The organism is Rapidithrix thailandica (assembly GCF_039710355.1).
GTDB classification, from domain to species: domain Bacteria; phylum Bacteroidota; class Bacteroidia; order Cytophagales; family Flammeovirgaceae; genus Rapidithrix; species Rapidithrix thailandica.
In genome coordinates this window covers 161,913-174,125 of the sequence record NZ_JBDKWZ010000012.1, presented here as the reverse complement: position 1 = coordinate 174,125, position 12,213 = coordinate 161,913, and the positions used below count along the sequence as shown (strand labels likewise).

General features: G+C 42.3%; 9 protein-coding genes. 6 read left to right on the top strand and 3 right to left on the bottom strand.

What is annotated here, in order from left to right; all coding sequences use genetic code 11:
* The first annotated feature begins 75 nt into the window (after positions 1 to 75).
* A complete protein-coding gene (locus AAG747_RS19965) occupies positions 76 to 501 on the top strand; it encodes a hypothetical protein (protein WP_346822987.1) in 426 nt (141 codons plus the stop codon).
* A 145-nt stretch (positions 502 to 646) separates the two neighbouring features.
* Here AAG747_RS19965 and pbpC read toward each other — a convergent pair whose 3' ends face one another.
* Entirely contained in the window at positions 647 to 2,950 is a 2,304-nt protein-coding gene (pbpC, locus tag AAG747_RS19960; protein ID WP_346822986.1) for a penicillin-binding protein 1C, read from the bottom strand.
* A gap of 256 nt (positions 2,951 to 3,206) precedes the next feature.
* On the opposite strand from pbpC, the gene AAG747_RS19955 reads away from it, so the two are divergent.
* From AAG747_RS19955 to AAG747_RS19945, 3 genes are all read left to right on the top strand, one after another.
* Positions 3,207 to 4,823 carry a hypothetical protein gene (locus AAG747_RS19955; protein WP_346822985.1) on the top strand — a complete coding sequence of 539 codons (1,617 nt, stop codon included), beginning with the start codon at positions 3,207 to 3,209 and terminating at the stop codon, positions 4,821 to 4,823.
* Between the two features lie 262 nt (positions 4,824 to 5,085).
* On the top strand, positions 5,086 to 6,360 hold the full coding sequence (locus AAG747_RS19950; protein ID WP_346822984.1) for a Glu/Leu/Phe/Val family dehydrogenase: 1,275 nt from the start codon (positions 5,086 to 5,088) through the stop codon (positions 6,358 to 6,360).
* Positions 6,361 to 6,514: 154 nt separating this feature from the next.
* Positions 6,515 to 7,174, top strand: coding sequence for a phosphatidylserine decarboxylase family protein (locus AAG747_RS19945; protein WP_346822983.1), 660 nt, complete (start codon positions 6,515 to 6,517; stop codon positions 7,172 to 7,174).
* A gap of 166 nt (positions 7,175 to 7,340) precedes the next feature.
* On the opposite strand, the gene AAG747_RS19940 is transcribed toward AAG747_RS19945, so the two are convergent.
* A complete protein-coding gene (locus AAG747_RS19940; RefSeq protein ID WP_346822982.1) occupies positions 7,341 to 7,955 on the bottom strand; it encodes a methyltransferase domain-containing protein in 615 nt (204 codons plus the stop codon).
* A gap of 260 nt (positions 7,956 to 8,215) precedes the next feature.
* Here AAG747_RS19940 and AAG747_RS19935 point away from each other — a divergent pair, with 260 nt between their 5' ends.
* Positions 8,216 to 9,133: a chromosome segregation protein SMC gene (locus AAG747_RS19935; RefSeq protein WP_346822981.1), complete on the top strand. Its 918-nt coding sequence runs from the start codon at positions 8,216 to 8,218 to the stop codon at positions 9,131 to 9,133.
* Positions 9,134 to 9,217: 84 nt separating this feature from the next.
* On the opposite strand, the gene AAG747_RS19930 is transcribed toward AAG747_RS19935, so the two are convergent.
* Positions 9,218 to 9,874, bottom strand: coding sequence for a cupin domain-containing protein (locus tag AAG747_RS19930; protein ID WP_346822980.1), 657 nt, complete (start codon positions 9,872 to 9,874; stop codon positions 9,218 to 9,220).
* A 426-nt stretch (positions 9,875 to 10,300) separates the two neighbouring features.
* On the opposite strand from AAG747_RS19930, the gene AAG747_RS19925 reads away from it, so the two are divergent.
* Entirely contained in the window at positions 10,301 to 12,085 is a 1,785-nt protein-coding gene (locus tag AAG747_RS19925; RefSeq protein WP_346822979.1) for a peptide MFS transporter, read from the top strand.
* Positions 12,086 to 12,213: the final 128 nt, after the last annotated feature.

Genomic DNA, 12,213 nt, shown 5'->3' with positions numbered 1-12,213 from the left:
CGAATTGATTTGTTCGGTTTATAAATTAGGGCAATGGTTTTTTCAATCGTTCATACATAACTTTCCGAATTCAGAATGCATAAATATTTAAAAATAAAGCAACTTTTTTTCTTTCTGGTGTTGGCCTTAGGTTGGTATGCCTGTACGGATGACACAAGCCGGAAAGATGAACAAGCCGAAGAAAAACCTGTGGAAACTGAAGTAGTGAAAGAAGAGGTTTTTGACATTGACTCGGCTACGGGTTTGGTTATTGATACCGGTTTTCAGATGGTCAGGGCGAACTGTATTGCCTGCCATTCGGCCAACTTGGTGACGCAAAATCGCGCATCCCGCGATGGTTGGAAAGAGATGATCCGGTGGATGCAAGAAAGTCAAAATTTATGGGACTTAGGTCCGAATGAAGAATTGATTCTAGACTACCTGGCCAAACATTATGCTCCCAAAATGACAGGGCGCAGGGCTCGTCTCAAGGATATTGAGTGGTATGAATTGAAAGATTGAGAGATGTGAAAAATGGAACGGTCAGCCATCATTCAGGTGGCTGATCGTTTTTTTATGCCCGAAAAGTATCTTCTAATTAAGAGTATGTTTAAATTTCACCTTTTGGGCTGAAAATTTTCATCCTCAAAAAGAATTTTAACATACGCTAAATCACTTGAACTACAATATCACTGTTTCTCCCTTTATCATCACTGCACGATATTTTAACCTTGCCTTTGGGAGGAGTGAAAAAGACCTTTTCCGTAGCTGCGGATTTTTTGTAAAATTGATTGTTGATATACCAATATACATAAGCCACATCCCCCGAAGCGTTGCATTTAAGCATTAATTGTGTGTCTTTTTCAGGCAAAATGTACTCGCGTCCCTCCACCGGCGAAACGATTGCCGGAGGTTTATTGGGGAATATCCGTTTGCATGAAGGGTTGTGAGGAGGCACCTTGGCATAAGGTATCTTTTCCGTTTCAAAGTAGGCAATAAGTTCCGGAGGATAGTTAGGATAGAGTTTTTTCGTATATCCTGCCGGGGGTAAACATTGGTTACAATAGGTGTAATTCCCATCCGGTTGGGTGAAATACAACTTCTGATGCGTACATTGTTGGTTGTGGGAAATCAGAGGGATAAAATAATCCGTGATTTGGTGTTTACAACTGTGGTCGGGTATGCGCCCGCTTTCACTGCAAACCAGGCGGAATTGCATATCTTCCGGCATGCCGAACCATTCCTTTTTACTATTGTAATCGATCGTATGAAAAAGCTTAAATAACAAGGGGGTGGCTATTTGGGAACCGGTAAGCTCTCTGACCCCATTACCGCTGAAATTGCCAACCCAAATGCCAATGGTAAAGTCTTTATTATACCCGATACTCCAGGCGTCTCTCCGGCCATAGGATGTGCCGGTTTTCCAGGCTACTTTGGGCACATTACTACTACTTTGATAATTGTTAGGCAAATCCGGTCGCTCTAATTGAGTGAGGATTTCTGTGGTCATATAGGTTGCGGCAGGAGACAACACCTGACGTTGTGACACGGAGTCTCTTTCGTTTTGAAGGTAACGTACCGGGGCATAAGCACCTTCATTGCTGAATGCACAATACAAAGTACTGAGCTCTTCTAAGGTGACTCCACACCCTCCCAAAGCCACGGAATATCCCAGTTTGTATTTGTCTTTTTCAATTTGTGCAAAGCCACTTTCTATCAATTTCTGGATAAACACAGGCACATCTATTTGTTTAAGTGCTTTTACGGCCGGTACATTAAGTGATTTGGCCAAGGCGGTTTCCACACTGATTTTTCCATGGAATTTTTTATCGAAATTTTCCGGACTGTAGCCGTCATAGTCAATCGGGACATCGTTGATGGTTAGTTTGGGCGTGAATAAGCCCATGTCAAATCCGGTGGCATACAACAGGGGTTTGAGCGTGCTACCCGGAGAACGTACGGCTTGTATCCCGTCTACTTGTCCGGCATGTTGGTTGTCATAAAAGTCCGGAGAACCCACATAGGCTAATACCTCTCTGTTGGCATTGTCAATTACCATGACGGCTGCATTATGAATGTCAAACCGCCTGACACTACGGGAGTAGTTCTTAACAATCTGCGCTACCTTTTGTTGCATTTCCGAATTGATCGTGGTGGCAAGGTTGGGTTGTAAAGGGTATTTTCGATGAAGCCGGGAAGCCAAATGCGGGATGATTTTGGGAGCCGGCCTACGGTAGGCATCCAAGGGTTCGGCCCGGGCACTTTCGTAATCGGTATCGGCAAAAAAACCGGCCTGTTGAAAGCGTTTTAGCCATTGATTGCGCTCTTTTTCGATCAAAGAGTTGTTTTTCCCTAAGGCTAAGGTGGTTGGGCGGTTCGGGATAATGGCTAAGGTCATGACCTGGGCCATACTGAGCTTGTCGGGAGTAGTGCCAAAGTACAAGAGAGAGGCAGCTTTGACCCCTTCAATATTTCCCCCGTAAGGTACCAGGTTGAGGTACATTTCAAAAATTTCATCTTTGGAATAATGCCATTCCAGTTGAAAGGATCTGAACATTTCCCATAATTTGTTGGCATATGTCCTGGATTTGGGTTCCAACAAACGGGTCACTTGCATGGTGATGGTGGAAGCTCCCGAAGTAGTTTTCCCTTTTAATAAATTGTTGGCAAAAGCCCGGGATACGGCCACCGGATTAATTCCTAAGTGGTAATAAAAGTACTTATCCTCTTTTTTGAGAAAGGCTTCTACCAGTTCCGGGCTTACTTCCTCCAAGGTGACTTTCATCCGCCACTTGTCACCCCGGTTGAGAAAGGCCTGTAAGATTTCACCTTTGCGGGAAGTGATCACTTGGGAATAGGATAAGCGGACAGGAAAGGGAAAAGCCATGTCCAGACAAATAAATGCCAGTAATAAAGCCAATATACCGAACAATAAGTTGCGGAGTAGTATGAGCTTTTTTTTGTTTTTCATGTGTTAATTCTATAGAGTGGCAACCTTCAAAACTGCACCTTGAACTTTTACCTCTGCCCAAGTCCACCAAATCTTCATTTGGGAAAATACAAATTTCAGCAATATTATTCTTTATAACACATTTTCTTTAAATTTATCAAAAGAGCGAGGGTTTGAAGGGCCATATCCATCGAAAAAACACGCTTGGCTGTTCGCCCCGGCCCGCATTCTATATCTCATGACCAAAGATCATTAACTCATAAATGCATTCTGACTTATGAACAAAATAGCAATCATCATCCTTTTATTCTGGACAACTTCCCTAGTATACAGCCAGCCAATAGACCGGAAGCGCTTTGAGTTTGAAATTGATGAGAAATTAGGTGAAGATTACAAAGTAATTCCGGCGGAAGAACATGGTGTTTTATGTTTGTTGAAAAGTAAAAAGGCTTTAAAAGGTGGCAACCGCGAGCTGCAATTTACCTTCTTGAATGCCAACTTGGAGAAGGTTTGGGAAAAAGTACACCCTACAAAAAGTACCACGCAATTGGTGGCTTATAGTCTGGAAGATGAAATCGTGTACATTTTGACCTCTGAAAAAGAATTTGACTATGAAATCTTAACTGTGGACTTAAGGACGGGTTTACTATCGATCATTACCTATCAAAATTTAAGGCACTTTGATATCACGCACTTTGAGGTGGCCAATGGAGTGTTTTATTTTGGAGGAGTGGTCAAAGGGCATCCCGGTGTTTTGTCATACAATCATCGTAAACAACACCTTCAGGTGTTTCCTTCTATCCACCAGTTGGATGCCGATTTGGAAGAAATGAATGTTGACAAAGCGAAAGGGTTGGTAACGGTTCTACTCAAAGGTTCGTTGATACCCGGGCGCAAAACCTTGTTTATCAATCGCTATGACCTGGAGGGCAAGTCACTTGGCAATTCTCCCTATTTGATCGATCGCAAAGTCAATTTGCTGACCTACCGCCCCTTCACCAAGTCAGCCGAAGAGTTGCTGATTTTCGGAACCTATTCTTTGCGAAATGACGACAAAGCACAAGGAATATACGTGCTGAAATCCCAACAGTTGAGCGAGGAAAAAGAGCGCATCCGGTATTATGATTTTGGGTATTTGTCCAATTATTTTAAATATTTGAAACCGAATCAGAGAGAAAAGATTGAACGCAAAATCGCTAAAAGAAGAGCGAAGGACAAAATATATAAACTTAGCAGTGATTTGTTTGTTCACGAATTACAGGAAACCGAAGACCGGATCATTCTATTAGCTGAGTCTTACGAAGGGGTACGTGATTCCCATTCTCCCATGCAATCTTATTCCCTCAACCGCTACTATCGCAGTATGCTCGATCCCATGTATTATCTACACCGCCCCTCGTATTCTTCTTATGATAATTATTATGGAGAGTATATGCCTACCCGTTTGGCGGAAATGGATCTTTCGCCCGGAAAAAACCGGCCTGATAAGTTCGAGTATGTACATGGCATCGCTTGCGGGTTTGATAAAGAAGGGCGTTTGTTGTGGGACAACAGTTATAAATTCCAGGAAGATACGGAATTCGAACTTCCCTTGGAAAGTTTGCAAGTATACTCTCGAGATGATTCAGTGGTGTTTATCCAGCCTCAGGAAACGGTCCTGGCTTATACTGTCACTTCCGGAAGTATCTATGCCGACTCAGTGCACACCTTACCTACGATCATAGAGGAGGAGGAAAGTGAATATTGGGAGTTTGGTGGGGTGTTCAAATGGTTTGAGAACCACTATCTTACCGTGGGTATTCAAGAGGTTAAAAACACCGTGATAAAGGATAAATCCCGGGAAGTGTTTTACATTTCCAAATTAAGTTACAACCCCAAAGTGGTCTCCGAATAAATTTCTTCGGGGAATTGCTGGTTTTTTCGCTGAATTAAATTATAAATTTGTACCCATCAGAGAACAAAAGAAAATTCAGGCCGGAAAATAGGAGTAAATTACACTTCCTATTACGGCTTATTTTGTTCTTGGATAAATGTTTCTCAAGGAAGAGGCGTTTTTTGATTTCCTGAGAAAGAAGTTTGAAAGTGAAAAATTAACCAATAAATCTATCTTATAAAGCAAATCTAAGGTATTACCTTAGCTACTTAATCTAAACACTATGGCATATCTGGAACCAGCTCCGATCAAGGATAAAGAGAATCCTTTCGAGTCAATGATGTCGAGGTTTCACACTGCAGCACAAAAGCTGGGATTGGACGATGAAACCTATGAAGTATTAAAAAGCCCTACCAAACAGGTAATTGTAAACCTGCCCATTACGATGGACGATGGCACCAAAAAGGTGTTTGAAGGCTACCGGGTAATTCACTCTGACATTTTAGGTCCTTCCAAAGGGGGGGTCCGGTTTGATCCGGATGTGAATTTGGATGAGGTAAAAGCGCTGGCCGCTTGGATGACCTGGAAATGTGCCGTGGTAGATATTCCCTATGGTGGTGGTAAGGGAGGAATTAAGTGCTCTCCTTGGGAAATGTCCGTAGGGGAATTAGAGCGGTTAACCCGCGCCTACACACAATCTATGTACGAGATTTTTGGGCCTGATCGCGACATTCCTGCGCCTGATATGGGGACCGGACCAAGAGAAATGGCATGGATGATGGACGAATACTCCAAAGCGCATGGCCGTACGGTAAATGCCGTAGTAACCGGTAAACCTCTGGTATTGGGAGGATCTTTGGGGAGAGTGGAAGCTACCGGACGTGGTGTAATGGTGTCTACCCTGGTAGCACTGGAAAAACTGCGCATTAACCCGGCTCACGCCACCTGTGCTATCCAAGGCTTCGGTAACGTAGGAAGTAATGCGGCTCTTTTATTGGAAGAAAGAGGCCTGAAAATACTAGGGATCAGTGATCATACGGGTGCATACTGGAACGACCAGGGAATCGATATTCAGGAAGCGATTGCGTATCGCGCTCAAAATGGCAATAACCTGGAAGGCTTTAAAGGCGGAGAGATGGTGACCAATGAGGAGTTGTTGATTGCAGGGGTGGACGTATTGGTGCCCGCGGCCAAAGAAGATGTGATTACCATTCAAAATGCCGATAAAATACAAGCCAAGCTGATTGTAGAAGGGGCTAACGGACCTACTTCTTTCCGGGCTGACAACATCATCCACGAAAAAGGGGTTTGGGTTGTGCCGGACATTTTGGCAAATGCCGGAGGGGTAACGGTGTCTTACTTTGAGTGGGTGCAAAACCGCTTGGGATATAAGTGGACCCGTGAAAGAGTGAATCGCAGAAGTGACCGGATTATGAAAGAAGCGTTTGAGCGGGTATACCATACAGCGCAAGAGTATGGAGTATCAATGCGGATCGCTTCGTATATGGTAGCGATTTCAAAAGTAGCGGAAACCTACAAATACCGGGGCGGGTTTTAATTGTCTTTCCCCACAAGTGTTTTTTTTATACTTGTTATTTGCTGGTTTTGAGCAAAATGCTCACAATAATCGCTTAAAAAAAATCAAGGTAGGTGATCTATTCATCTATCTTGATTTTTTTTATATACTTTTGCTAAATAACTTTTCTTGAACCATGACCATACACAGAGAAGGGCACAGATTGTTATTAGTTTCTGGGGCCATTTTATTCGCCTTGAATGCAGGGGCGCGTTATTTTTTTCAAGACACAGCATGGGTACCTCAAGTGGTGCTAGGCATTAGTGCCGTATTCTTTTTGTTGCTTCTCCAGTTTTTCCGTTTGCCAAAAGTGAAAACAGAGATCAACCCTAATCACATCATTGCCCCCGCTGACGGCAAAGTGGTGGTGATTGAAGAAGTCCATGAAACGGAGTACTTTGATGGTCCGCGAAAGCAGATTTCCATCTTTATGTCCCCGATCAATGTGCATGTCAATCGCAATCCGATGTCAGGTATTGTAAAGTATGTAAAGTACCATGCCGGTAAATACCTGGTAGCCTGGCATCCTAAGTCCAGTACGGAAAACGAAAGGACCACGATTGTCGTCAAAAATGAGCAAGGGGTAGAGGTATTGATGCGTCAAATTGCCGGAGCCTTGGCCAAACGGATTCGTTGGTACATCCAGGAAGGCCAACAAGTATTACAAGGCGGGGAGTTTGGCTTTATCAAGTTTGGTTCCCGGGTGGATGTGTTGTTGCCTTTGGATGCAGAGGTAACGGTAAATTTGAATGAAAAAACCAAAGGTGGAAAAACCATCATCGCCAAGCTGAAATAAACAGATTCCCGATACAAAATAGTTAGGCGACCTTCATCTTTCTTCTCAAAAAGAAATTCGAAGGTCGCCTTTTATTATTTTTTGCCTACTTTTTTCTTACGGTGTTTCCAATCCATAAAAAAACCAATCATGGGAAAGATGGTGCTGGCAGCAATGAGAAAGACGATCAAATAGACTTTAGAAAGTTCCATACAGGTCTTTTTTTCAGTAAGATAAATAATTCCCTCCCCGCCCTCGGAGGAAGGCTATTGAAACAGAGGTCAAAGTAAACAATTTCATATTGTTTTTTAAAATGTTCTAAATATTCTTCTCTCTTACCTCCGAAAGGAGGCCCCTCTACAAACAAGGGATCGTTAAACAATAAACCTACTAATTTCCCTTGTGGTTTTAATAATTCTGCGACTTTGTGGGCGTAAGTGCTCCGAAGCTCAGGGTTGATAGCACAAAAAAAAGTTTGCTCGACAATCAAGTCAAAGTGCCTGCCAGTGAAAGAGAAGAAGTCCTCTTGAATCAGATTTTCTTTAGGGAAGTCGGGGCAGCGTTGCTGAAAATTATTCAATGGCGTTTGGGCAAAATCCAAGACGTACGTATTTTTAAAGCCGTTTTGATACAGGTATTCCGCCTCATAACTATTGCCCGCACCGGGAATAAGGATGGAGAGGTTTTTATTGGCCAGCTGGTCAAAATAACATTTCAGGGGAGGTGAGATTTGTTGGGTGTCCCAACCCGTATCTTGGGCCTGATAGCGTTTGTCCCAATATTTTGCGTCCAGCGTGTTCATAATAATATTGTTTTGGAATATTTACAGTTTAAAAAGTTCTAATCTTGTAAAGATTACTTCTTCATATAATTTTGCACCTGCCTGTATTGTTTACAAATGCTATGAATATCTACAGTATTCATTAACTTACAGCGGCATTTTTTGTAAATATCAACAGATGACTAAATGGCTGCCGGCATGTAGCGTTTCAAGGTTTTGGAATTGGCCTACGCTCAATCAGGCAGATTTATTTTAGATAAGAAAAAAAATTGAAATAAGCAATGAGTGAACAAAAAACTTCAATGGACAACCGGAAAATCTTAATTATTGTAGTGATTGTCCTGTTGGTAATTATTAATGGTGTACAATGGTACCTGAACCGGAGCAATGAGCAGAAAAACCGGGATTTGTTGGATAGTAAAAATATGGAGTTGGTATCAACTTATGCAAAGCTGGATTCGATCTCTACGCAACTGGAGTTAAAGATTGAACAACTTCAAGAGTTGGGGGGAAATGTGGATTCATTGCTTTTGATTAAAGAAGAACTGGAAAACGAAAAAAACGAGTTGAAGCGCTCCCGCAATTTGGCGCAAGCACGATATAACCGGATTAAAGGAAAATTGGAAGGTTATGAAGTCTTGTTGAAAAAGAAAGACCAGGAAATAGCCCATCTTAAAGAAGTAAATCAAGAGTTGCTGGATGAAAACATCAATTTAAAAGAAGAGAAGAATACCTTAAACGACCAAATTTCTTCTCTCCAACAAGAAAAAGGAAAACTACAAGAGAAGGTCAGTGCTGCGGCTACTTTGAAGGCCATGAATATCCAAGTGGCAGCCGTGAACAAACGGGGCAAAGAAAAAGTCGATTCGGAATTCAAACAACGCCATATAGATCAGTTGAAAGTTGCTTTTCATCTGGATGAGAACCATTTGGCCGAGCTAGGAACGAAAACCATCATGTTGCGAATCACTGATCCCGAAGGTTCTGCCTTGTACAATGTAGCTGCAGGCTCGGGAAGTTTTTCTTACGAAGGCAGTGATATTTTCTATACGGCTTCTAAAGATATTCTCTTTGACAATTCCAAACAGCCGGTGAATTTTATGTATGAGAAAGGCAGTGAATTTAAAAAAGGACCGTATCAGGTAGAGCTGTATTCGGAAGGGGTCATGATTGGGAAAACCTCTTTTATCGTAAAGTAATACATTACTTTTTTCAAGAAAACCCCATTGGGAGTATATGTCTCTCAGTGGGGTTTCTTCTGTTCTTTACCGTATCCGGAGGGTTTATTCTTTAAATGAGAACATGGTAAATTTCGCTTCGGAAACGCCTATATTTCGGAATGCATGCATATCCGGGTCATGCCAGAGTATATTTCCCTCTTGCATGTCTTCCATCATCTCCGAGCCGTCTTCCTGGATATACAAAATTTTATAATTGTTAAGCGAATAGACCAGGCGGTTGATGCCGTTGTGCATTTTGGTTTCTTGCCCCGGGGCCAAGGTGATTTCCGTAATTTTTAAATGGTCGTTTTCGAATTTTACAGTGACATAAGGCAGGCTGTCAATGCATTCGTCATACTCTATGTCAAAGGGGTTGAAGGAAGGTAATGCAAGGGGTTTGCGTAAAATGATCAGGTACTCCGCAAGGCTGTCCCCAATGTTGATAATATCGTGATGAGACTTATAATGCCAATGAGCATCTCCTTTTTTCCAGTTTTCAAATCTTCGTTCGTTTTTAGCCATCCATTTGATCGAATAGTCGGAAAGGGAATAGATTGCTCGGTCAAATGTAGTGTGGAAGGGAAGTTCGGAACCGGGAGGAAGAGAGACTTTGACAACTTTAACGTAATCGTTTTCGAAATACAAACGGGTGAAATCAGGGGCTACGCTGAGTAGCTCTTTGGCTAGCTCAAGGCTGTTTTCTGAAAGCACTTTTTCCATGTTTGAATAATATTTGAGTGAAAAATCAGGAAAGTCAATTGATTGAGATGCTTGTATAAGTGGTAAGAAAGGTGATTCTTAATGGGATGTTGAATATGAGAGCATACTATGGTGTAGTGAAATTTCAATATCCGATGGGTTGGGTTAGAAAGTTAAGTAAAAGTTACTGAATTTTTAACAATAGGACAACAAATCCTCCGGAGAAAATCTTAATTACTTTTAACAAGCGGGTTGGGGCCTTGTGTTGGTGTTATATTGCGCTTTTTTCAAGCCTTATCTGTGGTGGGGTTGGCTCCGGGAAACCCAGGAAATTGAGTAAAAAGATTTTGATCCAAAAGTTTTTGAATTATTTTTAACGCTGGATTTAAATTTATTAACTGAAATTTAATTATCAGCTCAAACTTTTAGTCAAAAAACAATACACATATGAACGCAAAGACGCAAACAAATACTAAAGAACTATTCGGGCATCCGGTAGGCTTGTACATCCTGTTTTTTACAGAGATGTGGGAGCGCTTCAGCTACTACGGGATGAGGGCGATATTAGTGCTATACATTATTGCAGAGGCAAAAGACGGGCCAACGGGAGGACTTGGCTGGAGCAATGAAGATGCTTTGGCACTCTACGGGTGGTACACCATGATGGTGTATCTGATGTCAATCCCCGGTGGGTTATTGGCAGACCGGTACCTCGGACAGAAGAAAGCAGTAATGTTAGGCGGTTTGCTCTTGTGTGTAGGTCATGGTATTTTGGCAATAGAGGCCTTGTGGGCATTTTATACGGGTTTGGTCCTGATTGTATTTGGGGTAGGTTGCTTGAAACCGAATATTTCTACAATGGTTGGAGGGCTTTATAAACAAGGAGATATCCGCAGAGACAAAGGATTTACCATCTTCTATATAGGCATTAACGTAGGCGCATTTCTTTCTTCGATTATCGTAGGAGCGATTGGCGAAAAAGTGGGTTGGCACTATGGTTTCGGTTTGGCCGGTATCGGTATGCTGTTAGGGCAGTTGGTGTTTGTTTACGGGCAAAAATACTTGAAAGGTGTAGGAGAGGTCGTGAAGGAGAGAGTCGATACGGCCAAAAGAATGGTAGACGAAAAGAAAGGGTTGACCAAAATCGAAAAAGACCGGGTAGTAGTCCTGTTGTTGTCTTTCTTGATCATTATTGTTTTCTGGGGAGCTTTTGAGCAAGCGGGTGGTTTGATGAACATTTATGCCAAAGAAAAGATCAACCGGGTTTTTATGGGTGTGGAAATTCCGGCTTCGGTCTTCCAGTCGGTCAATGCCTTCTTTATTATGGTGTTCGGAACGACAGTGGCAGCTTTTTGGGTGAGAAGAAGAGTGAAAGGAAAAGAAGAGTCTGCAATTTTCAAAATGGCCATCGGTACGATTATCATGGGGACCGGTTTTTTGATGATGGGAGCTGCATCAGTAGAAGCCGGTGCCGAACCTTTTGGAGACGCGGCGATGTATTGGTTGATTCTGGCTTACCTGTTACATACCATTGGGGAGTTGTGTACCTCTCCGGTTTCTTTGTCCTTTATTACTAAGTTAGCACCGGTAAAATACGCTTCCTTGATGATGGGCTTGTACTTTGCTGCTACGGGGTTGGGTAACAAAGTGGCCGGTTTGATTGGGGAGGCCTCTCAAAGTAAACCCATCAAAATGGAAATACTTGCTGACCAAGCCTTCTTGGAAAGTATTTCCGAAAAAGAAGTGGTGCAGAAAGATGTGTTTTCTGAAGTGATTATCGATTTGTTAGGGGATTTGGTCCCTAAGGAAGGCCCTTCAGAGCGAACAAACTTTGAGGTACGGGTGAATGTGTACAACGATGCACAGGGGAAATTTGTGATTCATACCTTGAGTGGAAACGAACCCTTGAATGCCCGGATTACCATGGACAAAGAAAATACGGAACATTTGCAGGAAGAACTTGCCGATGAAGAAGTAACGGAGTCCAATAAATACCATGCAAAATTGGCCATCGAGAAAAAGAAAGGTAAATACGAGGGGCAAATTGTGATTGATGAAATTCAAAACGATAGGGAGTTGATCACCTTCTTGAGTATTTTCGGAATTACGGTATTTTTTGGAATCGTATTGTTGGCACGCTTGAAAAAACTCAAAGCAATGACCCATGGTGCCGAAGATGTGAAATCCGCAGAAGAGTTAGCCAAGGAAGCTATAGAAAGCGAAGTGGCGTAAAATATATTATTTACCGATACGGAAGGAGCGGCAAAGTAAGTTTTTGCCGCTCCTTTTTTATTTACGAAATTTGCAGTGAGTAAAGAGAACACTAGTGACAAATACGAGTAAGGCCGGCTATGAAAAAA